This window comes from Pseudomonas sp. lyk4-R2A-8 (assembly GCF_030209095.1).
Lineage (GTDB): Bacteria > Pseudomonadota > Gammaproteobacteria > Pseudomonadales > Pseudomonadaceae > Aquipseudomonas > Aquipseudomonas quebecensis.
The window spans coordinates 229045-255495 of the sequence record NZ_JARVSS010000002.1; the positions used below are offsets into that span (position 1 = coordinate 229045).

Consider the following 26451-nt stretch of genomic DNA (forward strand, 5'->3'; position numbering starts at 1 on the left):
CAGCCGCGCCGCAAAACCGGGCACTGCCGATTATCGGAAATACCTGCCGACCTGTTATTTCTGACAGTAGACGCTACCGTTCCTTCCGCTCAAAACTCCAGGCAAGCCACAGGGTTGCCTGACCGCGTAGTACCGATCGTGGTGCCTGGTTACTTTCTTCGAGCAAAGGCCACCATGTCTACGCGCCGCGAGTTTCTGACGTACGCTTCAATGATCGCCCTCCTCACGCCCCTGAGCCGAGGAGCCCTGGCTGCCGACGATGCCGAGCAAGCCAGCGCCTTTTCTTTCGAACACCTGATCGAACAGGCGCAGGCCGATGCCTTGAAACCCTATGTTTACCCCAATCATGCCTCCGCCGCGCTGCTGGCCAAGCTGGACTACAGCGCCCACGGCCAGATCCACTTCAAACCTGAGCAGGCATTGTTCGCCAAAGGGCCGGGGCCGTTTCCGGTAACGTTTTTCCATCTGGGCTCATTCTTTCGCACCCCCGTCAGAATGTATGTCCTGGACAACACCGTGGCACGCGAGATTGTGTACGACCCGGCGCACTTTGACATGCCGGCCGACAGCCCGGCCCACGATCTGCCGCGTAACAGTGGGTTCGCCGGTTTTCGTATCCAGGAGAGCCGCCTGGGCAACCAGGCCAATCTGGCATGGGAAAGGAACGATTGGGTGGCGTTTCTCGGTGCATCGTACTTTCGCGCCATCGGCGAATTGTACCAATACGGTCTGTCGGCACGTGCCATAGCCCTGGATGTGGCCCAGGCCGGTAAAGCGGAAGAATTCCCGGACTTCACCCACATCTGGTTCGAGCCACCCAAGAACGAACACGCCCAATCGATGACCCTTTATGCACGGCTCGACGGACCCAGCCTATGTGGCGCATACCGTTTCGTGATCAGCCGTACCCACGGCGTGATCATGGACGTGGACTGTACGGTTTTCCTGCGTCACAACGTCAGACGATTGGGCATCGCCCCGGTGACGTCGATGTTCTGGTTTGGCGAAGCTGCCAAGCGCACGGCCGCCGACTGGCGACCCGAAGTGCACGACAGTGACGGCCTGGCGCTGTGGACCGGTAACGGCGAACGCATCTGGCGCCCTTTGAACAACCCGCCGCGCACGATGGTATCGGCATTCAGCGATCGTCAGCCGAAGGGCTTTGGCCTGTCGCAGCGCGATCGCAACTTCGACCACTACCTCGATGGCGTGAATTACCAGCGGCGCCCCAGCCTGTGGGTCGAGCCGTTGGGGGATTGGGGCGAAGGCAGCGTGCAACTGATGGAAAACGGCACCGACGACGAGATCCACGACAACATCGTAGCCATGTGGGTGCCCTCGGCGCCTGCGGAAGCGGGCAATCGGTATGACCTGCGTTATCGCCTGCACTGGCTGGCCGATGAGCCCTACCCATCGTCCCTGGCGCGTTGCCTGGCCACGCGCCTGGGCAAGGGTGGTCAACCCGGCCGGACGCGGCCGGCGGGCACACGAAAATTCGTGGTGGAATTTCAGGGCGCGCCCCTGGAAAAGCTCGCGCCCAGCGTCAAACCCGAGGCCGTGATCAGCTGTTCCAGAGGCGAACTCAGCCTGGTCTTGACCGAAGCAGTGCCGAACGGTGTGGCCGGCCATTGGCGCGCTCAGTTCGATCTGACCGTCGACGGTAACGACCCCGTGGAAATGCGACTGTTTCTGCGCCTGGATGGCCAGCCTTTGTCTGAAACCTGGCTGTATCAGTACCACCCCTTCCGCTCGGAATCGACGGCCATCGGTACCCCTTGGCCGGTCGACAACGGCCCACCGACATGAAGTTTTACCGTCAACTGGCACTGATCTACCTGACATTGAGCATGACCGGCGGTGCCGTGCAGGCCATCGAGCAGGACACGGTGGAAGACCTGCTGCGGCAGATGACGCTGCAAGAGAAGATCGACCAGCTCAGCCAGCTCGGCATTCAAACCACGCCGACCGGTCCGGTCATTGACTACGGTGAACTGTCCCCGGCGCCCATCAACACCGTCGGTTCGGTGCTTGGCGCCTATGGCGTCGAGCAGACCCGGCGGTTGCAGGAACAGGCGGTCAACCAATCGCGCCTGCATATTCCGCTGCTGTTTGCCTTTGACGTAATCCACGGTTATCGCACGATATTTCCGGTGCCGCTGGCCGAAGCCGCGGCCTGGGACGCGGACCTGGCCTACCGCACCGCCCGCGCGGCCGCCGTCGAAGCCACGGCCAGCGGCGTGCATTGGACGTATGCGCCGATGGTCGACATTGCCCGTGACCCACGCTGGGGTCGGGTAGTGGAAGGCGCCGGCGAAGACCCGTTCCTCGGTGCCGCGCTGGCGGCGGCCAAGGTCCGTGGGTTTCATGGCGCAGGGCCGCCGGACCGCTCTTTTATGCTGGCGACCGCGAAACACTTCGTGGCCTACGGCGCGGCAGAAGGCGGACGCGATTACAACGTGGCCGACGTTTCAGAGCGCACCTTGCGCGAGGTCTACTTCCCCCCGTTCCAGGCAGCCGTGGCGGCGGGTGTCGACGCGATCATGCCATCGTTCAACGAACTGGCCGGCGTTCCGCTGCACAGCAATACGGCGCTGTTGAGCGATGTGCTTCGCAATCAGTGGCGGTTTACCGGGCTGACTATCAGTGACGCCAATGCCGTCTGGGAACTGAGCCAGCATGGGATTGCCGATGTGCCCGGCGACGCGGCCCGTCTAGCGTTCAACGCTGGGATAGATATCGAAATGGTCAGCCACGCCTACCGAGGATTTTTACCCTCACTGGTGCGCAATGGCCTGGTGCCCGTGGCTGCCGTGGATGACGCGGTGCGCCGCGTCCTCAAGGCCAAGCAGCGTCTGGGCCTGTTTGCCGACCCCTACCGCTACAGCGATGAGGCACGGCAGCGGGCCAGCGTCCTCACGCCGCAGCACCGTGCCCTGGCCCGAGAAGCGGCGCAGCAATCCATCGTGCTGTTGAAAAACACCGACGCGCTCCTGCCGTTGCCCAAGCACCTGCGCAACCTGCTGGTGGTCGGCAGCCTCGCCACGGATGCCCAGGCCACGATCGGCCCATGGTCCGCACAAGGGCGTGCCGACGATTCGATCACCATCCTGCAGGGGATATGCAACGCCGTTGCACCGAACACCGAGGTCGTTTACCTGCCCGACGCCTCCCCGCTCAGTCAAAAGGTTCAAAACCTTCAGGCCATCCGACAGGCTGCGCAGAAAGCCCAGGTCGTGATCGCCGTGCTGGGGGAGAGCGCTGACCAGAGCGGGGAAGCGCACAGCCGCGCCGACCTTGGCTTGCCGGGCAATCAGGACGTTGTATTGCGCGCGCTTCTGGACGCCGGTCAGCCGGTGATCATTGTTCTGATGAATGGCCGCCCGCTGGTGCTCTCTGAGAACGTTCAACGGGCGCCCGCTTTACTTGAGACCTGGTTTCTGGGCACGGAAATGGGCAGTGCCGTGGCCGACATCCTGTTCGGCGATGTCAGCCCCAGCGGTAAATTGCCGATTACCTTTGCCCGTAGCGTCGGGCAAATCCCTCTTTATTACGCACACAAAAATACCGGCCGCCCCCCTCGCGAAGGGGAGAGTTGGGTCAGTGCCTACATTGACACGCCGTGGTCACCGCTGTATCCCTTCGGCTTCGGCCTGAGCTACACCACGTTCAGCTACTCCACGCCTCGGCTCAGCGCTGACCGGATTGCCTCCACCGACACCCTGACGGTGCAAGTCAGCGTCACCAATACCGGCCAGCGCGCGGGCGATGAAATCGTGCAGCTATACCTGCGCGATGACGTCGCCAGCGTGACCCGCCCGGTCCGCCAGTTGCGCGGCTTTCGCAAGGTCCACCTGGAGGCCGGTGAAACGCGGAGCGTGAGTTTTACCCTGGACGCGCAGGACTTTGCCTTGCTGGACGAACACTGGCTGCCGGTGGTAGAAGCCGGTCGCTTCACGGTGTTCGTCGGGGCCGATTCGACGACCGCCAACCAGGCGTGGTTCGACGTCACCGACAGCCGCGCGCTGTCTGAAACGGGGCTGTCCAGGCCGCCCTGAGTGCAGCCTGCGGTTGTCCGGGCCTTCCTTTGCGGCGCAGAATGCCGCACCGACCTGTAAGAGTCCGACCCCAAGGAAACCGTATGAGCCTGTCCTTGCTAAGCCGTTACGCCTTCTTTGCCGTGTGTGTCCTGTTCACCCTCGCCAGCCTGCCGTTTATCCACCATGACTGGCTGTGGCCGATCACCGGGGTTACCGGCCTGCTCAGCCTGATCGGCCTGTTCGACCTGCTGCAAAGCCCCCACGCGGTACGCCGCAACTACCCGATCCTGGGCAATATTCGTTACCTGGTGGAAGCCATCCGCCCGGAAATCCGCCAGTACCTGCTCGAATCCGACAGCGACGCCCTGCCCTTCTCCAGGGCCCAGCGCTCGCTGGTGTACTCGCGCGCCAAGAATGAAACCGCCGACAAACCCTTCGGCACCTTGATCGACGTGTACCAGTCGGGCTTCGAATTTATCGGTCACTCCATGCGCCCCGCGCCGCTGAGCGACCCCAGCGCATTTCGCGTGATGGTCGGCGGCCCGCAGTGCACGCAGCCGTATTCGGCGTCGGTGTTCAATATATCGGCGATGAGTTTTGGCTCATTGAGCGCCAACGCGATCCGCGCGCTGAACCAAGGCGCCAAGCTGGGTAACTTTGCCCACGACACAGGTGAAGGCAGCATCAGCCCCTACCACCGCGAACATGGCGGCGACTTGACCTGGGAGCTCGGCAGCGGCTACTTCGGCTGCCGTACCAGCGACGGCCGTTTCGACCCGGAACGCTTCGCCGCGCAGGCGCAAAACCCGCAGGTGCGCATGATCGAAATCAAGATGAGCCAGGGCGCCAAACCCGGCCATGGCGGAATTCTACCCAAGCACAAAGTGACGAAAGAGATCGCCGAAACCCGCGGCATCCTGATGGGGGAAGACTGCGTCTCACCGTCGCGCCACAGTGCGTTTTCCACGCCGATCGAGCTGATGCAGTTCATCGCCCAACTGCGTGAACTGTCCGGCGGCAAACCGGTGGGCTTCAAGTTCTGCCTGGGCCACCCATGGGAATTCATGGGCATCGCCAAGGCCATGCTCGAAACCGGCATCCTGCCCGACTTTATCGTGGTCGACGGCAAGGAAGGCGGCACCGGTGCGGCACCCGTGGAGTTCACCGACCATATCGGCGTGCCGCTGCGCGAAGGTTTGCTGTTCGTGCACAACACCCTGGTGGGCCTGAACCTGCGCGACAAGATCAAACTCGGCGCCAGCGGCAAGATCGTCAGCGCGTTCGATATCGCCAGTGTGCTGGCCATCGGCGCCGATTGGGCCAACTCGGCGCGGGGCTTTATGTTCGCCATCGGCTGCATCCAGTCACAGAGCTGCCACACCAACAAATGCCCCACCGGCGTCGCCACCCAGGACCCGCTGCGCCAGCGCGCCCTGGTGGTACCGGACAAGGCCCAGCGCGTGTTCAACTTCCACCGCAACACGCTCAAGGCCCTAGCCGAAATGCTCGCGGCGGCGGGGCTGGATCACCCATCACAACTGTCGGCCAAGCACTTGGTGCGGCGCATGTCGGCGACGGAGATCAAGTTGTTCTCGCAGTTGCATGTGTTCCTCAAGCCAGGGGAGTTACTGAGCGGGGAAGTGAACGGCGAGTTTTATTCGCGCATGTGGCAGATGGCGCGGGCCGATAGCTTTGAACCCCTTGAAGTTGCTGCTGCCTGATCTACGCCCTCAGCCCGCCCAACTTGGGCGGGCTGTCGAGACATTCAGTAATACCCAGCCTTTGCAATTGCTTACAAATACCGCCAACCTGCGCCCGCCCGACATGCGGCGTACGACATCGCCGCCACTTGCCCGCCACGACTAAACCTACTGTTCAAGAGCCCGCTGCCATGCTGAACGGACGCGACCCGCGCATCGATTTTTTTCGGGGCCTGGCGTTGATCTTCATTTTCTGGGATCACGTGCCCCACAACCCCCTCGGCCAGATCACCCTGCGCAACATCGGTTTCAGCGATGCCGCCGAGGTCTTTGTGTTCCTTGCCGGTTATGCCTCGGTGCTGGCCTACAGCAAGGTGCTGCAACGCGAGGGCTACTGGATGGCCTGCCTTAAAATACTGCGCAGGGCCTGGGTGTTGTACGTGGTGCATATCTTCCTGCTGGCGATGCTGATGGGCATCGTGTTCTTCGCCAACAGCAAGGTAGAGACCCGCGACCTGGTGCAGGAGATGGGCCTCACGCACTTCATCACCCACCCGCAGCAGGCGTTGACCGATGAGCTGCTGTTGCGTTTCAAGCCCAACCTGATGGACCCGCTGCCGCTGTATATCGTGCTGTTGCTCGGCCTGCCGCTGGTGCTGCCGATACTGGTGCGGGCGCCGCTGGCGGTGGTGGCGGTGTCGCTGACGGTGTACCTGTTGGCGCCGAAACTGGGCTGGAACCTGGCGGCAATCGCCGACGGTGTGTGGTACTTCAACCCGGTGACCTGGCAATTGTTGTTCGTGCTCGGTGGCGCCGCGTCGATTCACTACCGCGCACCGCGCGCGTCTGACACCCGGCCATTGATGCGCCAGCCGTTGTTTGTGGCAGCGGCGGTGTATGCGCTGGCGGCCGGCGTGATCACCCTGTCGTGGCGCTGGCCACACGTTCACGACGCGCTGATGCCGGCGCTGCTCGGCGAATGGTTGTACCCGATCAGTAAGACCGATCTGTCGCCGGTGCGCCTGCTGCACTTTCTGGCCCTGGCCTATGTCACCGCCAAGCTGCTGCCCACCTACGGCTGGACGCAGAACTGGCCGGCGCGGCAGTGCTGTCGCATGGGGCGTTATTCGCTGGAAGTGTTTTGCCTTGGGGTGTTGCTCGCACCATTGGCGGACATGCTCAACGCCCAGGTCGAGGATGCCTGGCCGATGCAGGTATTCAGTGCGTTGCTGGGTTTACTGTTGATGGCGGTGCTGGCGGCCTGGCTGGAATTGAATCAGCGTTTGAGCGCGCCACGGCCGGCCCCGCCGGGCACCGACCGGTAACGCCGACCTGCGACCGCCTTGCGCGATCGCAGGGTTCACCGGCTCAAGCCGACTGCGCCGCCGCTTGGGTCGGTTGCAGCTTGAACACGTAAAACAGCACGGTCAGCAGCACCAGGAACGCGGGGCCGATATACAACGCCACGCGGGTGTCCGGGAAGTACGCCATCAGGCCCACGACCAGCACCAGGAATGCCAGCGCCAGGTACGAGCTGACCGGGTACAGCCACATGCGGTATTTCAAGGCTTTCTGTTCGGCAGGGCTCAGGCTTTTACGGAACTTGAGCTGTGCCAGCAGGATCATCACCCAGGTCCAGATTGCGCCGAAGGTGGCGATCGACGTTACCCACACAAAGACTTTTTCCGGCACCAGGTAGTTGAGCAGCACACCCAGCAGCAGCGCGGCGATCGACAGCAGCAGCGCCCGGCGCGGTACGCCATTGCTGGAAGTCTTGGCGAAGGTGGCCGGTGCCTGGCCGTTCTGGGCCAGGCTATAGAGCATGCGCCCGGTGCTGAAGATGCCGCCATTGCATGACGACAGCGCGGCGGTGATCACCACGAAGTTGATGATGCCGGCGGCGGTCTTGATGCCCAGGCGCTCGAAGGTCATCACGAACGGGCTGCCCTGGGTGCCGATTTCGTTCCACGGGTAGATCGACAGGATCACGAACAACGCACCGACGTAGAACAGCAGGATGCGCCAGAACACCGAGCCGATGGCATTGGGAATGGTCTTCTGCGGGTTGCGCGCTTCGCCGGCGGTGAGGCCGATCATCTCCACGCCCAGGTAGGCGAACATCACCATTTGCAGGGACATCAGCACGCCGGTCATGCCGTTGGGCATGAAGCCGCCATGGGCCCACAGGTTGGAAATCCCCAGGGCCACGCCGTCGTTGCCGAAACCAAAGGCAATGATGCCGACGCCGCCGACGACCATGGCAATGATCGTGACGATTTTGATCAGGGCAAACCAGAACTCGAATTCACCGAACGCCTTGACCGCGATCAGGTTGATGGTGCCCATGCTCACCAGGGCCGCCAGCGCCCAGATCCAGCGCGGCACGTCGGGGAACCAGACGCCCATGTACACCGCCACGGCGGTGATCTCGGCGACGCAGGTCACCAGCCATAGGAACCAGTAGTTCCAGCCGGTCAGAAAGCCCGCCAGAGGGCCAAGGTAATCCTGCGCATAACGGCTGAACGAGCCGGCCACCGGGTTGTGCACGGCCATCTCGCCGAGGGCGCGCATGATCACCAGGATCGCCAGGCCGCCGATGATGTAGGACAGCATGATTGCCGGGCCGGCCATTTCAATGGCCTTGGCCGAGCCGAGGAACAGGCCGACGCCGATACAGGCGCCCAGGGCCATCAGGCGGATATGCCGTTCACCGAGTTCGCGTTTGAGCGGGCCGCCTTGAGCGGTCTCGCCATGGGGCAGGTGGTTGCCGGAGGGCATAGGGATACAACCTCGTCTTGTTATTGGATTGATCCACCGAGTCGTGGGCGTTCGCGCGGGTGAGCGCGTGTGCCTGGAGAACCGCGCCGGCCTCGTGGGCGGACGCGTCTGACAGAACAATCGGGCAGATCAGCGGGCGTGCAGTATAAAAAGCCCGCGACAGGGCTTTTCACTCAATAAATGGCAAAATTTGGCCAGAACTCGCGGCAAAACCCGCTCACACGGAGGGGCATTAACTACCTGGCGGAGCATTGACCCAGCGAAACGGCGGCGAGTATTGCACAGCCTGGGGGCGGCATCCTATCCCTAGGCGCAGCTTCAGGGCTAACGGCGAAGGCTCTGGATCAAGCCTTTGACCAACACCTGGGCCTGCATCCGACACAATCGCCGATGCCTGGCGAACCCCGCGATGCGAGCCCGTCCCGCATTGGCGACGACGATAAAAAAGGACGTGTACGCACGCCTTGCGCACGCCAATCAGCGTCTAAGCTTCATTCAAGTCCGATCAATCTGCGTGAATGGATCAATCGACTATGGGCGCTTTATGGCAAACCGCTTCAACCCAGTGCGCAGCCTCCACCAGCAGCCTGGATGAGCAGCCATTGCCAAAACGCCCGCGTAGAAAACGCTACGGGTGGCGCATGGCAGGGCTGCTGCTGACAATGCTGCTGATTGCCGCCGGCGTGGCCGCCCATCGGGAAATGCGCACCGCCCAATGGCAGTCCCAACAGCTGAGCCGCCTGGCCGCCACCCTGACCTACCAGGTACAGGCCGGGCCCAGCGATGCGATCGTCTATCCCGGCGCCGGGCCCTTCGACAAGCGCCTGGGCTACAGCGACCTCGACACGTTCCTGCCGCGCCTGCTCAAGCGTAATTACCTGATTGAACGCCAGGCACGTTTTTCCGCGCCGTTGATGGCCTATGCCGAGCGTGGCCTGTTCGTGCCTTACGCCGAAAAAATCCAGGCCGGCCTGTCGATCACCGACTGTCGCGCCGCGCCGCTGTACCAGTTCACCTACCCACAGCAGTCGTACCAAAGCTTTGCCGCCATACCGCCGGTGGTGGTCGACAGCCTGCTGTTCATCGAAAACCGCGACTTGCTCGACCCGAATCCGCTCGAAGCCAACCCGGCGGTGGATTGGCCGCGCTTCGCCAAGGCCGCCTGGTCGCAGGTGGCCAGGCTGTTGCATCTGCCGGGGCAGACCGCCGGCGGCAGCACCCTGGCCACGCAGTTGGAAAAATATCGCCATTCGCCCGACGGCCTGACCCTTTCGGGCGGCGAGAAAATCCGCCAGATGATTTCCGCCAGCGTGCGCGCCTATCAGGACGGCCCGCAGACCTTGCAGGCCCGGCGGACTATCGTGCGCGACTACCTCAACAGCGTGCCGTTGTCCGCCGTGCCGGGGCATGGCGAAGTGCATGGCATGGCTGAAGGCTTGCGGGTCTGGTACGGCGCCGACTTCGACAAAAGCAATGCGTTGCTCGCGAGCAGCGACCCCGGCGACCTCGCGCCAAAAGGCCTGGCCCTGCGCGAAGTGCTGTCGCTGATGATCGCCCAACGGCGGCCTTCGCATTACCTGTCCAAGGGCCGTGAAGAGCTGGCGCAGTTGACCGACAGCCACTTGAGGCTGTTGGCGGCAAACGGTGTGATCGAACCGGCACTGCTCACGGCGGCGCTGGCGAGCAAGGTCGATTACCGCGACTGGCAGCAGCAACCGACGATCCAGATGATCGATACCAATAAAGGCGTCAGCGTCGCGCGCAGCCGGTTGGGCGCCCTGCTCGACCGCCCGCTGTATGACCTCGACCGCCTTGATCTCTCCGCCACCAGCACCTTGCAGGGCCAGTTGCAGGAACAGGTCACGGCGTACCTCAAGCACCTGGCCGACCCCACGTTCGCCGGCCAGGTCGGGCTGTTGGGCGAGCGCCTGCTTACTCCGACCAGCACGCCGCAGGTGCGCTACAGCTTTACCCTGTTCGAACGTACCGACGACAGCGCGCGAGTGCGGGTACAGACCGACAATACCGACCAACCTTTCGATATCAACGAAGGCAGCAAGCTGGAACTGGGGTCCACCGCCAAGCTGCGGGTGCTCACGACCTACCTGCAAATCGTCGCCGAACTGCACGACCGCTACGGCGCCCTGGCGCCGGCGGCGTTGAAGAAGGTCGAGGTAGACGAGCAGGACCGCATCAGCCGCTGGGCCGTGGACTATCTACTGCAAAACCCCGGTAAAACACTGGCGAACATGCTCGACGCCGCGCTCGATCGCACCTATTCGGCCAGCCCCGCGGAAAGTTTCTTCACCGGTGGCGGCCTGCATCGCTTCCACAATTTTCGCAACGAAGACAACGGCCGCAACCCGACCCTGCGCGACGCCCTGCGCGAATCCATCAACTTGCCTTTTATTCGCCTGATGCGTGACCTGGTGCGCTACACCACCTACGCCGGCGCCAACAATACCGCGCAATTGCTCAAGGACGACAGCGAGCCTCGCCGCCAGGAATACCTGGCGCAGTTCGCCGACCGCGAAGGCACTGCGTTCCTGCTTAAGTTCTGGAAGAAGTACCAGAAGAAAGAGACCCAGGCTCGCCTGGAAACTTTCCTCGACGGGCTGCACCCCACGGCCAGTCGCCTGGCCGCCGTGCACCGCTACCTGCTGCCGGAAGCCAGCCGGGAGAGTTTCAACGCGTTCGTGCGCGCCCACCTGGTCAGCGCCAAGGGCCAGCAGGCGCTGACCGACAAACGCCTGGACACGCTGTACGACAGCTATGGTCCCGGCGCCTACGACCTCCCCGATCAGGGCTATATCGCCAAAGTGCATCCCCTGGACTTGTGGCTGCTGGGCTACCTGCTCAACCACCCGCAGGCGACGTTCAGCGAGGTGGTCAAGGCCAGCCAATTCGAGCGCCAGGAAGTCTACAGCTGGCTGTTCAAGAGCCGGCACCAGCGCGCTCGCGACAGCCGCATTCGCACCATGCTGGAAATCGAAGCGTTCCTGGAGATTCACCAACGCTGGAAAGCCGTCGGCTACCCGTTCGACCACCTGGTGCCGTCGCTGGCCACCGCCATCGGCAGCTCCGGCGACCGCCCCGCCGCCCTGGCCGAGTTGATGGGCATCATTCTTAACGACGGAGTGCGCATTCCGGTGCTGCGCATCGACAGCCTGCACTTCGCCGCCGACACGCCCTATGAAACCCGACTGGTCAACAATCCCAGCCAGGGCCGAAGGGTCATGCCCTCCGAAGTCGCCACCGCCCTGCGCGGCGCGCTCTCCCAAGTGGTGGACGCCGGCACCGCCAAGCGCGTGGCCGGCAGCTTCAAACAGGAAGACGGCACCCCGATGGCCATGGGTGGCAAGACCGGCACCGGCGACAACCGCATCGAAGCCATCGGCGCCGGTGGGCGCATCCTCAGCTCCAAGGCGATCAACCGCACCGCGACGTTCGTGTTCTACATCGGCGATCACCACTTCGGCACCCTCACCGCGTTCGTGCCCGGCAGCACCGCGCAGAACTTCACCTTCACCTCGGCGTTGCCGGTGCAGGTGCTCAAGGGCATGGCGCCGTTGTTGATGCCGTATTTGCAGGGGGCTGGGGCAGTGGGCTGTCAGCGGCTCTGAATCTTCTCTCACGCATTTAGATACGCCAATTATTTAAAGCTTCAAGCCAACTTCACCAGCATAGGCTCACGGTTTAACCCACCGACAAGCCAACTCCTATGCCTGACGTAAATACGCTTCACCCTCTCGCCGATCCCCTTCAAACAGCGGCCGCCGATGACAAAGGCCCGCACTATCAGTTGATCAAAACCAAGACCCCAGACTGGCTCGCCAATGCCGATCTGGAGAGGGTCTACCCGCTCAACGACCTGGCCCTGCATCGACCCAACTGGCATGTGAACGCCAGCCTGCAACAGCAAGCCACCCTCAATGCGCTCAACGGCCAGGCCTGGGCCGCGCAAAACAAGGTGGACCAGAAACTGCGTCACGTGCAGGACGTTTATGCTTTCGCCGAGCCGTTACTCACACGGGCGATCAAGGACCAGTACGGCCTGGACCTTGATGTCAAAAACACCTATCTGCATATTTACACGCCCAAGCAGCTGCCCTGGTATGCCTTGGCGCTATCCAATGGCGTCACGTCCAGGGACGTGTCCTTACTCGACGCTGCGCTGCATAACTTTGCCCGTCACGAAAGGTTCGAACGGTACTCCTGCTACATCACCCGGCCCGACTATCGCGGCCACTTCAACATCCTGCGCCTGGAGCGCACGATGAGCCTTGAGCAGTTCAAGCAGTTGTGTCGCGGCTTGGACCTTGGAGCGCGCTATCAACGCCATCTCAACGAAAGCCTGCTACCGTCTGAACCGGTAGCCCAGGCGTATCTGCAACTGCACGTTATCGCCAGTCAGAAAGCCGCGCTCAAGGCTGCCGCCCAAGTGGCCCTGATGAAAAATGACCTGGACGCGTCCGGCCATGCGGTCGTAATGGGTGTGCTCGATGGCACGGAAAAACGCGCCACCTTCTACCAACTGAATATGCTCGACACGCCGCTCACCGGAATCCTGTTGATCACCAGTGATCTTGAGAAAGCCAGCCACATCGCCAAGGTCATCGCCTACATACCCCATGACCCGGTCAGCCCGCTCAAGCAATACGCTTCAACCGCCGAGTTCGCGCTGGAACTGTCGCGGCGCCTGCAACTCAACGCGGCACTGGCGTCCAGCAAACACCTGCCGCAACACACCTATCAGCAGTTTTTCAGCCAGTTCGTGCCCCACTCACGGCGCGGCCTGTTTTTCGCCACGCTGGCCGAGCGTTTGTACCACGTGCAATGGCATGAACGCGGCCCGCTGGACCCGGCCCCCGCCTGGTGCGAAGACCCGGTGAGCAAACCTTTGCTGCAATTCGACGTAACCCCGATAACCGGTGACCTGTGGCGGCAGCTGTACCAGGCCAGCTTCAACAAGATCCTCAACGACGCGCGCAGCCTTGCCGTCTCCACGGCCCAGGCGGATGACAATGAGCGTCGCAGGTGGTGGGACAACACCCTGAAGATCGCGTCAAGCCTGTTGAACATGGCGCTGTTGGTGGTGACCCCGTTCGTGCCGTTGCTGGGCGAACTGATGCTGGCGTACACCTTGTACCAACTGACCGACGACGTGATGGAGAGTATCGTCGAGCTAAGCGAGGGCCAGGCTGACGAAGCGGCCCAGCATGTTATCAGCGTGATCACCGACGTGATGCAACTGGCCATTCTGGGCACCGGCGGGGTGCTGGCCAAGGAGGTGCTGTTCAAACCGTCCACGTTTGTCGACAGCCTCAAGGCGGTCACAGTGAACGACCAACCGCGCCTGTGGAACCCGGACCTGACACCTTATGCGCGCAAAGACTTGAGTGTGCCGGAAGGCAGTCAACCCGATGCATCAGGCCTGTATGAGCACCAAGGGCAAAAGGTGCTGCGTCTTGACGACCAGCACTTGATCGTCGAGCACGACGCGCAGAGCAACCTCCACCGGGTCAAACACCCGAGCCGGCCCGGTGCTTATGCCCCCTTGATCGAACGCCATGCCAGTGGCGCCTGGGTGCATGAAGGCGAAGCCCCGGACACCTGGGGCAGCGAGACACTCCAAAGCCGCCTGGGACCGTTGGTCGAGGGGCTCACCCCCGCTCAACGCGAACTCGCCTGCGAGATCAGCGGCACCCACGACGGCGCGTTGCGCATGATGTACGCCAATCGCGACAGCGTGCCGCCCCTGTTGGCCGATAGCCTCAAGCGTTTGAAGCTGCGTGATGAAGTCCAGCTTGGGCCGGAAAAAATCCGCGCCGGGGCCGCCATCGAACTGCCCACCAACTGGTCGGTGCAGGTCACCAGTGAGCTGCCGGGCTGGCCGGCGGGCAAGGCCATCAAGGTGTTCACGAACAGTGATTTGAGCGGCTATTCCATGACCTACGGCGCCATCGACGCGACCGAGGCCAACACCCTGAGGATCAGTCACCAGGCCGTCGAAGCGAACCAGCTACCCGAGCAGCTAAGCGGCTTTTTAAGCGAAGCGCAATTTCGCGCCTTGCTTCCGGGCGCCTTGGCTGAATCCTCGGCAGAACGAACCCAGGCCTTGCGCAACTATCTGGCCGATAAGTTGGAGCAGGAGAACATCGTCATCTTCAACCACCTCTACAGCACCGGTGAGGTACTCGACACCGTTCAGGGCCAACTGCTCCAGCAACAGTTCCCGCAACTGCCCAAAGACCTGGCGGCCAGCCTGCTGCTGCGAGTCTCGCCCCGAGAGCTGGCGGTGATGAGCAGCGAGCAACGCATCCCCCTGCGCCTGAAAAACCTTGGCCGGGCACTGGCCAACGAAGTTCGGGCCAGCCACGCCAGTGAAGGGTTCTACAACGACGCCTGGCTGACACCGGATACCGAGCGCATGGCCCTCAATATCCTGCGCCTGCATACCGATGCGCTGGGCGACCTGACCATTGCCATCCACGAGCAGACCGCCAACGGCGCCTTGCGTTGCCAGTTGGGTCCGGCCGAGGCCGGCAGTCAGAGCATTCTGTTGTACAAGGGACAGGGCCGATATCAGATTCATGAGCCACGGCAACCGGCGCCCCAGGCGCAGTACAGCTTTTATGAGGCGGTGCTGCGTGCCGTCCCGCCGGACGCGCTCGACTACCGACCTGGCCAGGGCGCGATCTTCAAGGCGTGGTTGAAGGAGAAACTGGAGCCACCGGTTGAACGGCGCACCGTGCTGCAAGCGGCGACGCGACGCCGGGTCGACGAGCGTACAGTGCAAACCTTGTTGCAAAGACCCCTGTTCAAAACCTTCCGCCGCTGGCTTCGGGATGACCCGCCCAGGCAACGCCCGACGGTTAAACAGACCTTGACCCGATTGTGCCCTCGCCTGAGCGAGGAACAGATACAACAGGTGACGGCATCGCTGAACACATCGCAAGGCGAAGAACTGCTCAACGCGCTGGAAGCTGACCACACGAAGCTGCTTAAAGAACTGGAAAAGTTCCGCAACAGCCACCCCACACTCGTGCGAGCAGAAGACCTCCTTACGCTTGATGAACGGCTCATGCGAGCCAAAATCATCATTGAATTGCGAAGCAACTGGGAAGACGGCGCCTATCTGCGCATGCTCCCTGCGCAACCGAGAGCTCGCGGCACCCTGCTGGACCTGAGCGAACTGGTACTGGGCCGTTACATACGGCGCCTGGAGCCGCTGGCGGCTGATTTCAGCCATGTCACCCGCTTGAATCTCAGCGGCACGAGGCTGGGGGACGGGGACAGTACCTTCCTGGAAAACTTCCCCAACCTGCGGGCCGTGGACCTATCACACAATAACCTCAGCGCCCTACCGCCCCAACTGCCGAAGATGAATAACCTGCGCGCGCTGAACCTGAGCGAGAACCCCATCGCCTGGCGCCCCTCCGACTACGCGATCCTTGCACAATGTCCACACCTTCGGTCATTGAACCTGGAAGGCAATACCCAACTGGAAATTGCGCCGGACATCAGCCACATGAAGGACCTGCGCCAGCTGGTGCTGCGCCGAACCCGCATCAGCCAATGGCCGAACGGGCTGGAAAGCCCCAGGCTCGATATCCCGGAACTGGACCTGAGCAACACCGCGATCACGACTGTTCCCGAGTTCGCACTGGATTCGGTGGGCGCCCGGATCGTGGCCAGCAGTTGGTTGGACCGCACAAAGCTTGAACGCCTTGATGAAGACCGGTTCGTCAGCTATCGCCGAGGCTTCGGTATCGACCCTTACCGCACCGTTCCGCGCGGCGGCAGGGCTGCCAGCCAGTATTGGGTCGCGGGCCTGGAGGGCGAATCGCTCGCCGTCGCCAGAAAAGTATGGGATGACCTCGAGCGGGAACACGGCTCCCAAGGCTTCTTCGACGTGCTCAGGCTGTTGCAACCGCCCGAACAGTTCCAGACCGAACTCGATGCACAGCTCTATGAGGCGGGCCGCTCGGACCTTTCCATCCGAGTCTGGCAGATGCTCTTCGCGATGGATGAGAACCCACAATTCCGTGAACGGATGTTCAGCCTGGCCGGCGTGCCGGACAATTGCGCCGACGCCGGCGCGTATACGTTCAATCGCATGGGCGTCGAGACCCTGCTGGAAGAGATACACCGAGACAACAGCGCGCCAGGGTTGGCCACCCGGGAAAGCCGCCTGGCACACCTGGCCATGCAGTCCTGGCGACTGGATGAGGTCAACCGTCTGGCCGGCAAGGAAATCGAGTACCGTGTCAAACCCGTCAGCAAGGGCGGACTGGGGTTGGCCTTTGGCAGCGGTGCCAACGAGGTCGACGATGTGCAGGTGCACCTGGCCTACCAGACCGGGCTCAAGACGCGCCTCGACCTGCCGTGGTTATCCGAACATATGGTGTACCGCAACACCGCCAGGGTCACGCAGACACACCTCGACAACGCGGCCATCAAGATTGCCGCGGCCGAAGAAGGCGACGGCCTGGTCGACGGCATGCTGAAACAGCCGTTCTGGAGCGATTATTTACAGGACACGTATCTGGAAGCGTTCAACACTCGACGCGAGGCTCGCAACCAGGCAGGCAGCCAACTGGAAGACTTGCTGGACCTGCAAAAGCAATGGGCCGACGCGTCCGTATCGACTGAGCGCAAAGCCCGCCTGCGCGAGCAACTTGTCGCACTGGCGGACGCTTTGGAGATCGCACAGGACGAGGCGCTGAGCGACCAACCACTGGCGGACGACACCGTGCTGCGGCTCTACACCCATATCCAGCGTGATTACATCGAACTGGGCCGGCAACTGACGCACCAAGCCCTGGCCGACATGATTTGACCGGCATAGGTATCTTCACAAAGGCTTGTCCGCGGTGGCCGTCAATATCTACATAAACCGCACAGGCTGCCACACCACGCTGTGGTGAGCAGGCTTGCCCTGCGCTGGGCTGCGAAGCGGCCCCAAACCCAGGCACCTCGGTGTGTCAGCTAAACCACTTCGCCTCAAATGGGGCTGCTTCGCAGCCCAACGCGGGACAAGCCCGCTCACCACAGCAAGCCCGCTCACCACAAGAACCTCATTTTCTCAGGCTATGTTTTCACCGAAGATGTGTAGCCACCAACCCTAACCACGATGCGAAGCGAGCCGCTCTTGCTCTCGCTTTTGACCTCAGGCGCCCCGTTAACCACGCTGGCCGGAATTCGGCATTGATTTGGAGGGTAAACCGGCAGGGATGCCGGTTTAGCCGCCCCGCGCCATGGATGGCGCGGGGCGGCGGCCCCCCAAATCAATGTCGGATTCCGGGCACACCAAGCCTGAGCGAGGTGCCGAGTGGTGGGGCGAAGCGTTTTTGGTTACTTTTGGCGCTCTTCCAAAAGTGACCCGCCGTAAGGGCGGAACCCATAGCCGCCATGACCGCAGCAACGGATATGTACTCGGTCTGACCCAACATCCTGGTCGGCTGTCAGGCCGCCATCGGGGGCAAGCCCCCTCCCACAGTTAGATTCCTCTGGGTCAGAGAGGGATCACCACTCGCTACATCCAAACACCTAACTCAGCAACACCGCGCCATCCGGCGACTCGGTGCATTTGGCCCCGATAGCCATAGATATCTACACACGTTTCAAAGGTTGAAATAACTCTGTGGTGAGCGGGCTTGTCCCGCGTTGGGCTGCGAAGCAGCCCCATTTGAGACGAAGTGGTTTAGCTGACCCAGCGCAGGGCAAGCCCGCTCACCACAAAAGAATCGCTTATTTTCACCGCAGAAATGTAGATACCCGTGCTGTGCGCCGTTTAGCCGTTCACCTCCACAAGCCTTTGGCTGTCGCCTTCGACCAGATAAAAACGATACGTGCGCCCGGCCTGTTTTTCGAAGCTGAAAGTACGCCCCGGAAAGATATGGTTCTTGGTGGTCGGCGCGCACGACGTGCGCTTGGCCACCGAGCAATCCTTGAACTCATCCACCATCACCACGGTGTTCCCGGCGTTGCGCAACGTATAGCGCTGCCCGCCGTTTTCGATGCGCGTATCGAAGCGGCTGTTATCGGGCCGCACAAAGAATACCGTGCCATACCCAGCCATTACCTGGACACCGCCCACTACGGTTTCTACATAAGCTTTGCGTTCCTCCTCACTCACACCAAACTCGTCGCCTTTCTCCGGCGCAACCGGCAGGTAGCGCACGCGGAAGTAGCGTTCGCGCTGACGGTCGCCGATGAACACAAACCGCGTACTTTGCATGCCATCAGCCGGCACGATCAGGCGCGCGGGGCTGGCGATCAGGCCATTGCGCGTACGGCCGTCCGGGCCGACCTCCAGTGGCACTTCATCGTAGGTGCCGTTGGGCTTGTAGAGCATTTCGCTGATGTTGACCTTGACGAAGGCAGTGGAAGTGCCGCCGTTGTATATCCGCTTCAGATAAGTGCCTTTGTCGCCCGGCAAATAGTCGTAGAAATCGCCGACGCTGATGTTCGGCCCCGCCTGAGCGCCCAGGGAACACAGCAATAAAGCCAGGCCCGCACATACACGTTTCATAATGACTCCTTGGAAAACCATCACGGCCGCACCGCATCGAACAGCAGCTCGACGCTGCCGTAGTACTCACCCGGGGTAAAACCGTCCGCCGGCTGCACCGCCGAGATGTCCAGCAGGACACGCTTGCCCAGCCGCGCCTCGTCATGGGACACCACCAACCTGTCGTCCAGGCCCAGCACCTGGCCGTTGAAGGTCACGCTGAGGTCGATGTAGGTACGCCCTCCATTGAACAGCGTGGGCAACGCGCCCAGGCGTGCATTGATGCCGCCCGCCGAGCTTTTCACGTCGAAGTGTTCGCGCAGCGGCCGCAGGCGCCCCGGCACCAGCTCCCAGACCATCTGCTGCTCACGCTCCAGGAACCCTGGGTCCACCGGCAACACGTAGAAGTCCTGGGTAGGAATGGTCACCGAAACGTCGAACACCTCGACTTCGCGAATCGCCTGCGCCGGGGTGCTGAGCAATACGCCCACCAGCAACACCAGGCCCATCAGGATTTTGTACAGCGCGTCATACGCTGGCCGGGGCCACTCGGGTTGGATTTTTTCACTGACCATCAGCCTTTGACCTCATAGGTTTTTTTCTCGCTGCCTTCGATCAGGCTGAAGCGGTACACCCGCCCCGCCTGCTTATCAAAGCCGAACGCACGGCCCGGCAAAATGTGGTTCTTGGTAGTGGGCTGGCAGTCCGTTGGGTCGGCGGTGGAACAGTCCTTGAACTCATCGACCACCACCACGCTGTTGCCGGCGTTGTTCAACTGATAACGGCCGGCGCTGTCGTCGACGCCGGTTTCGAACCAAGCGGCCTTGGGCCGCACGAAAAACACCGTGCCGTACCCCGCCAGCACCGTAACCCCGGCCGACAAGGCGCCTTTGTAGGCTTCGCGTTCTTCCTCCGGGAGGGCGAACTCGTCGTCCTTCTCGGGCATTACCGGTACGAAGCGCACGCGGAAATAACGCTCTTTTTCCCGCTCGCCGAGGTACAGCAAGCGGGTGCTCTGGACGCCATCGGCCGGCACAATCAGGCGTGACGGGCTGGCCATCAGCCCCTCCCGTACGCTGGGGTCTGCGCCGGGCTTGAGCTCCACCTCTTCGGATGAGCCGTCGGCGTTGTAGAGAATTTCCAACACTTGAATACGCACGAAGGCGGTACTGTCGCCGGCGTTATAGACCCGTTTGAGGTAGGTACTTTTATCGCCGTCCAGGTAGTCGTAGAACACCCCGACGTTGAGGCTGGGGCCAGCGTTCGCGCACAGCGGAAAACCGCACAATGCGCCCAGCACCAATAGATATCTGATCCACATGACTCTCTCCAATAAGACGCGGTACGCCATTACAAATCCGAATCCCAAATCACCGTGGCCTGCCCGGAATAGGTGCTGCCGCCCTGGGTGAGCATGGCCTCGACGTGTTCCCTGGCGACTTCGAAATGCAGGGTTCCAGGACGACGGTTCACGTAGTACCGAGGGTCGAACTGCTCGGTGCCGGCGCCGCTGAGCAGCAAGGGCTGGCGACTGACGGCGGAGCCATCGGGGCGGTTTAGGCCGTTGGGCAGGCTGACGCTGAGGTTGAGCGGCACCTGGTGGCCGGCGGCGTTGCGCAGCGCGCAGGTGTCGCCCATCACGCGCTCGCATTCCAACTGCATCTTGAAACGCGATGAGGCCGAGATCGTGAAGGTCTGGTCGCGGAACAACCGCGCCGGTTTGCGGCCCTGGTTCAGCCAGGCTTGCCAGCCGCCCTGGGGCACCAGTTCAATGCGATTACCGCCGGGGGGGACTTCGACTTTGAGGTCATGTTCAACCCTCAGCGTGAAGTTCAGCGTGAGCAGCGAGTCGTTGGGCAGCATTACATCGCCCATATCGAAATCCTGATGCGGCCCTAGGGTGTACTGATAAGTCCCCTCGTATTCCCCAGACGACATGCCCAGCGGATTAGGCGTGATCAACTCGTAGGTAAAGTCCAGGTAGTTGTAACGCAGCCAGGGAATATCGAAACGGGCCGGCTTGGCACAGACCCCTTCTACAGGCGTTCTCCAGAAAAAAGTGTAATAGGTATCTGTATACGCCGCGAGCCCCGACCCCGTGCAGGGAGGCGCGCTTCTGAGCCAGCCCCCGCCAGTCCATAAGAGCCCGTGTGCCCCGGCAGCGGGGACACCGCCACCTACCAGATCAATCACGTTTTCCGTCACATATGACGAGCCGAAGCCTGCCATGCGTATCTTTACCGTTTCCTGCTCCTGCGTCTGGCGATGCACGACAGTGAGCTCCCTCCATTCAGTCGGGGCGTCGAACATGGCACCTTGCCGGGGATCGGTATGGAGCGCCGCGATGGGTTGGCTGGAATCAAACCGAATGGGCGCCCGCAAGCTGAATATCCCAAGACTCTGGCATTGCGTCGGATACGATGCGCAGTAACCACTGTTGGGTGTCTTGTTTTCAAACTTGTTCAAGTGAGGGTTGGCAGGGTCCGGCTTGAACTCTGCCTCAATGGGCATATCCACGCCCGATGCCGGCATTGCCAGCAATGCCAACAGCAGGCAGGCGCCTGCGCCCAGACATTGCTCTATCGATTGCGATACGTTCACGTGATTGCTCCACATACGTGTCAAAGCTCTGAATCCCAGATCACCGTGGCCTGCCCCGAATAGGTGCTGCCGCCCTGAGCCAGCATGGTCTCGGTGTGTTCCCTGGCGACTTCGAAATGCAGGGTTCCAGGACGACGGTTCACGTAGTACCGAGGGTCGAACTGCTCGGTGCCGGCGCCGCTGAGCAGCAAGGGCTGGCGACTGACGGCGGAGCCATCGGGGCGGTTTAGGCCGTTGGGCAGGCTGACGCTGAGGTTGAGCGGCACCTGGTGGCCGGCGGCGTTGCGCAGCGCGCAGGTGTCGCCCATCACGCGCTCGCATTCCAACTGCATCTTGAAACGCGATGAGGCCGAAATCGTGAAGGTCTGGTCACGAAACAGCCGCGCCGGTTTGCGGCCCTGGTTCAACCAGGCTTGCCAGCCGCCCTGGGGCACCAGCTCGATCCGGTTGCCGCCGGGGGGCACTTCAACCTTGAGATCGTGTTCCACGTTCAGCGTGAAATTCAGCGTCAGCAAAGAGTCGTTGGGTAACATCACGTCGCCCATATCGAAATCCTGATTGGGCCCCACGGTGTATTGATAACTGCCGGTGTACTCACCGGATGACATGCCCAGAGGGTTGGGCGTGGTCAGTTCGTAGGTGAACTCCAAGTGGCTGTAGGTCATCCTTGGGATATCGAACTTGGCCTGTTTGGCGCAGACCGAGCCATCGGGCACTCTCCAGAAAAATGCATAGGACTCTTGTCCAAAGAATGTCCCCCACCCGGTACCCAGGCACGACACCGGCGGGTATACCCAACGCCCGCCCCATAACAGCGAGTGAGCCGCAGCAACGCCGACGCCTCCTCCGACCACTTCAATCAGATTCGGCACGCCATACGTAGAGCCAATCCCGACGATGCGAACCTTCACGGTCTCCACTTCCTGCGTCTGCCGATGCACGACGGTCAAATCGCGCCAATCGGTGGGGACTTTGAACATCGCGCCTTGCCTTGGGTCCGTGTGCAAGGCAGGAATAGTGGCGACGGAATCAACCCGAATGGGCGCGCGCAGGCTGTGAATGTTCAAACTCGTGCATTGGCCGGGGTAGATCACACAAAACCCCACGTTCGGCGTCTTGTTCTCGAACTTGTTCAAATGAGGCTGTGCGGGGTCCGGCCGGAACTCTGCGCGTATATCCAACTCGGCCGCCATGGCGGGCAGTGCACCGGCCCCGCCTAACAGCACGGCTTTCAGCGCAAACCTCAACAACGTCGATGCGTTCAACAGCTTCACCCTCATCACCCCGCCGTTCCAGTGTTAAAGCTTGAGTCAGCCAAGGTATCCGGCGTGCAACGCAGGTCGCCGATCATCAGGACGTTGCTCTCAATGCGCGCCTTGGACGGATCGAGTCGGAACTGGCACAGCAATTGGTTATCGCGGCGAACTTCGAGGGTGGGCGAGCTGGCGTTCATTTCCAGCGAGAAGAAGCCGTCGACCTCACTCACCCCGCGCGTGGCGTGATTGATGATGTGCAGGCCCTTGAGCGGCTTGCCTTGGGAGTCGACCATGCGCCCCAGCACCGTCACGGTCTGCATTACGCTGATCTTGCGATACTCCACGCCGCCCTTGTTCAGGTGATAGCGGGTGCGGGGTGGCTGGATAGCGGCCGACGGCGCGTGATTGCCTTCGAAGTCGAACGCTACCGAGCTGCCCTTGTAGGCGGTGATCGGAATGAAGTTGCGCCCAGGGCGCAGGGCCACGCTGCCGCCGCTCATGTCGTCGGCCCGCAGGGCGATGTCGTCGAGGTCGGTCTCTACGTCGACGATCAGCCCGGAGCCACCGCCGTGGTACTGGCTGGTAAGCACCATCTGGCGTTGCCCCACGGCAAAGGTGCTGTCCAGGTTCAGGCCGCCGCTGAGCTCATCGTTGAATGAAGAGCGCTGGACGAAGCCGTCGCCCCGAACGAAGTCATTCTCGAAGCTGGCCATGCCGGACAGACCGACGCCGTAGGTATCGGTCGTCGCAGTGGCGGAGACGCTCTGCAGCACGTGGTCCTGCAAGTCTTTGCGGTAGGTCAGCGAGGCATTATTGTCGCGCGAGCCATCGCGGGCGGTGCGCGTGCCGATGCTGGCGGACCACTGCTCGCCCGGCGCGCCGAGGGCCAGGCTGACGCTCAGGTCGACCCCGCGATTGCGCTGGTCGCCGGTACTGGCGGTGGCTGGTCGGTCGAACACCGACAAGCGCCAATGGGCATCGTTGTCGAACAGACGCGTACGCTCGGTCCAGCCCAAGTCCAGGCCGACGCCCTCGACATTGCCTTCGCTGTACGAGAGACGGCCATTGATCGAGCGCAGGTTACTCAGGCGGTGATTGACGGACAGCGACGAGTTGCTGGTCTGGCCGACGAAGACATCACGCTGGCGGATGCGCGTGCCATCGGGCAGGGTCTCGTAGGTGTTGCGGGTGTCGAGCCAACTACGGGTGTGGTTGAACACCACGCTGCCGGCACCGTAGTTGTACAGGCCGTTAAGGTCCAGGCCGGTGCCATACTTTTCGGTCCGGTAAATGTTGGCATACAGGTTGGCCTGGTCGGCGACCGTCCAGTCCACCGAAGTACCTAACTGCATGTTGTCCTTGACCTGGCGTCCGGACACGCCCAGCACCACGCGCGGGTGGGCCAGGTAGTTGACGGACACACCGGCGGTGGCGCTGCCGCTGGTCTGCTCGTCGAAGTTACTCAGCAGCTTGCTTTCCTGGCCGGCGAACAAATTGTAGCGCCAGCGCTCTTCGTGGTTGCTCCAGTTGTTGGGCTTGTACACCAATTCCTGGGTGGTGCTGGTGATCTGGCCGTCCTCTACCAGTCGCACCTCCACTTCATAGATGCCGCCAGGCAATGACCGGGTATCCAGGCTTTGCAGGCCGCTGCCAACGGCCTGGGTATTGAGCAACAGGCCATTGCGGTAAATCTCCACCGAAGCCTGGCGGCTGGCGGTGACGTAGATCGGGAACACGGCGGGCTTGGCATTATTGATCATCAAGCTGTCGGAGCTGCCGTACATCACGCCGATGGCTGTATCCGGGCTGGCGCCGAAGGTACGCAACTGGCGCGTCAGCCCTTCGGCATTGGGGGTGAAGTAGCCCAAGCGAAAGAAACGGCCTTCCAGCTCGCGCTGGGTATAAAGCGAATAAACGGCATGGTTGAGGTCTTTGTCATCCGGCCCGCTCAGTCGTGAAAACTGCATGTTCAGGGTCTGGCTCCACAAGCCCAGGCTGCTGCTGGCGTCGATGCCGAAGCGGCCGCCGACGTCCTGGTCCTGGCCACCGGTGAGATTCAACTGGTTGCGTACGATCAGACCGGTGCTGCCACCGGCAGGCAGGAAGTAATAACGCTGCGCCTTGTCGTCGCGCTCGACGTTTTCGGTGAGCAGGGAAACCGTGGAGTTTTCCAGGTTGTAATGCACGGCCATGAGCCTTTCGGGGCAGGCGCTTTCACATGTGCCCAGGGCCACGCCCTGTTTTAGGTATTCGGCCCAACGGTCGCGCTCTTCATCCTGGATCACGCTGCCGTCGTGGTCGGTAAAGTCGAGCAATGTCAGGCGGTCATCACGGGACAAGACAATCATTGCCTCGGAGACAAACTCTCTATCCAGTTCAACCCTGACCGCCAGTGGCACATCGAAAAAGTGCTCTTCAAAGTCCGCCGGCAAACCCTTTGCCTGGGATAACAAACTACGAGGTGTCGTGCCGTCGGTGGTGCCGGCCGCGAGCGCGCCGGCACAAAACAACAAGGCAAGCGCTGCCGCGATGGGAGTCATCGGGAACATGAACTGAATTCTCTGAATTTCGGACTTCATGGGAAAACCGGTCGACCGACAGAAGCTGCCTGTCGACCGGTATCGCTACCCGGCAATAAAACGGTGCTTATTGCTCAGTTGGCTATGCCTCAAGGGGTTACACGTGGCTCGTGGTCAAACACCACGGTGTAGCTGGTGGTGAACAGACCGGCAATGCCAGCCGCTGGCTTGGCGGCAGTCACCACCATGTCGGCTTGGGTACCTGGGGTGGAGCTGGGGTCATCGACCACTTCCAGCGGCGAACCGGTGAGGGTTACGTTGTTGAAGGTGGTGGTCAGCGCGATGGAGTCGGTGCCGTTGGTCAACGACGCTGGGCCGCCTTCGATGTACGCCTTGATGGAGCCGTCGGTGTTTTTCACGTTGTAGGTGGCGCGCAGCGAACTCAGGTCACCGGTGACGGTGTTGTAGTTCATGGTTTCATCGCGACCCCAGTTCGGATCAACCGGCTGTGCATGGAACTGCTGGGTCGGAATCGTCGCCTTGATGTTGATGATGCTGGAGGCTTCACCGGCAGCGAATACGCTGGAGGAGCCGAAAGCCAGCGCCATCAATGGCAGTACGAAAGCGGTCTTCTTAAGCATTTTAAGTACCTGTTTTATCACGTCAGAAAGTTAGTTGAACAACGCATTTCCGTGCGTCGCACAGCCCAATTCGAACCGGGTCTTGCGAAGCACGTAAATAGTCCCTCGAAAACCAACTTAATGAAGCCAGCCGTTTCGCATTAAAGCGTAGTAATGCACAACATGAGCAGAAGGAAAAAAATCATTAAATTCAATATGATGAATAATTACTGTAGTCCGATTACCACAACTAATTAAGCCCAGATACTACTTATCTAATGCACTTAACTGTAAGAAATGTACTACACGCCACAGCCTGCCTGACCATTACTTGTTTTAGAGTAATAACTCCAACTAACAACTGTAAGCGTTATTCACGAAAATGCTATTTATTTAATCGACAACTCTCGATATAGGCGCGGCT

14 protein-coding genes are annotated in these 26451 nt (G+C 61.4%); 6 read left to right on the plus strand and 8 right to left on the minus strand.

The genetic code is table 11. The features are described from left to right. Nucleotides 1-210: 210 nt before the first annotated feature. From QRN10_RS02345 to QRN10_RS02360, 4 genes are all read left to right on the plus strand, one after another. Nucleotides 211-1806 carry an OpgD/OpgG family glucan biosynthesis protein gene (locus QRN10_RS02345; RefSeq protein ID WP_285427779.1) on the plus strand — a complete coding sequence of 532 codons (1596 nt, stop codon included), beginning with the start codon at nt 211-213 and terminating at the stop codon, nt 1804-1806. Then, nucleotides 1803-4055 (plus strand): beta-glucosidase BglX, encoded by a 2253-nt coding sequence (gene bglX, locus QRN10_RS02350; protein ID WP_285427780.1) that lies wholly within the window; start codon nt 1803-1805, stop codon nt 4053-4055. Before QRN10_RS02345 ends, bglX begins: the two co-directional genes overlap by 4 nt. Nucleotides 4056-4138: 83 nt before the next feature. After that, nucleotides 4139-5758: an FMN-binding glutamate synthase family protein gene (locus QRN10_RS02355; RefSeq protein WP_253510686.1), complete on the plus strand. Its 1620-nt coding sequence runs from the start codon at nt 4139-4141 to the stop codon at nt 5756-5758. Nucleotides 5759-5928: 170 nt separating this feature from the next. Beyond that, nucleotides 5929-7062: an OpgC domain-containing protein gene (locus tag QRN10_RS02360; RefSeq protein ID WP_285427781.1), complete on the plus strand. Its 1134-nt coding sequence runs from the start codon at nt 5929-5931 to the stop codon at nt 7060-7062. A gap of 43 nt (nt 7063-7105) precedes the next feature. Here QRN10_RS02360 and QRN10_RS02365 read toward each other — a convergent pair whose 3' ends face one another. Further along, nucleotides 7106-8515, minus strand: coding sequence for an amino acid permease (locus QRN10_RS02365; RefSeq protein ID WP_181080497.1), 1410 nt, complete (start codon nt 8513-8515; stop codon nt 7106-7108). Between the two features lie 533 nt (nt 8516-9048). Here QRN10_RS02365 and QRN10_RS02370 point away from each other — a divergent pair. Beyond that, nucleotides 9049-12138 (plus strand): transglycosylase domain-containing protein, encoded by a 3090-nt coding sequence (locus tag QRN10_RS02370; protein WP_285427782.1) that lies wholly within the window; start codon nt 9049-9051, stop codon nt 12136-12138. A 98-nt stretch (nt 12139-12236) separates the two neighbouring features. Further along, nucleotides 12237-17357, plus strand: coding sequence for an NEL-type E3 ubiquitin ligase domain-containing protein (locus QRN10_RS02375; protein ID WP_285427783.1), 5121 nt, complete (start codon nt 12237-12239; stop codon nt 17355-17357). A 954-nt stretch (nt 17358-18311) separates the two neighbouring features. Here QRN10_RS02375 and QRN10_RS02380 read toward each other — a convergent pair. From QRN10_RS02380 to QRN10_RS02410, 7 genes are all read right to left on the minus strand, one after another. Continuing rightward, nucleotides 18312-19052: a molecular chaperone gene (locus QRN10_RS02380; protein ID WP_181081874.1), complete on the minus strand. Its 741-nt coding sequence runs from the start codon at nt 19050-19052 to the stop codon at nt 18312-18314. Nucleotides 19053-19072: 20 nt separating this feature from the next. Continuing rightward, nucleotides 19073-19606, minus strand: coding sequence for a CS1 type fimbrial major subunit (locus QRN10_RS02385; RefSeq protein WP_253510673.1), 534 nt, complete (start codon nt 19604-19606; stop codon nt 19073-19075). Further along, nucleotides 19606-20346 (minus strand): molecular chaperone, encoded by a 741-nt coding sequence (locus QRN10_RS02390; RefSeq protein WP_409567478.1) that lies wholly within the window; start codon nt 20344-20346, stop codon nt 19606-19608. The genes QRN10_RS02385 and QRN10_RS02390 overlap by 1 nt, the downstream gene beginning before the upstream one ends. A 35-nt stretch (nt 20347-20381) precedes the next feature. Further along, a complete protein-coding gene (locus QRN10_RS02395; RefSeq protein ID WP_409567476.1) occupies nt 20382-21647 on the minus strand; it encodes a hypothetical protein in 1266 nt (421 codons plus the stop codon). A gap of 5 nt (nt 21648-21652) precedes the next feature. Then, the gene (locus tag QRN10_RS02400) at nt 21653-22912 is read right to left on the minus strand and encodes a hypothetical protein (RefSeq protein WP_285427784.1); all 1260 of its coding nucleotides are present in this window, start codon (nt 22910-22912) and stop codon (nt 21653-21655) included. Continuing rightward, nucleotides 22912-25437 carry a CS1-pili formation C-terminal domain-containing protein gene (locus QRN10_RS02405; protein WP_181081870.1) on the minus strand — a complete coding sequence of 842 codons (2526 nt, stop codon included), beginning with the start codon at nt 25435-25437 and terminating at the stop codon, nt 22912-22914. Before QRN10_RS02405 ends, QRN10_RS02400 begins: the two co-directional genes overlap by 1 nt. A gap of 119 nt (nt 25438-25556) precedes the next feature. Next, entirely contained in the window at nt 25557-26048 is a 492-nt protein-coding gene (locus QRN10_RS02410) for a CS1 type fimbrial major subunit (protein ID WP_253510667.1), read from the minus strand. Nucleotides 26049-26451 lie beyond the last annotated feature (403 nt).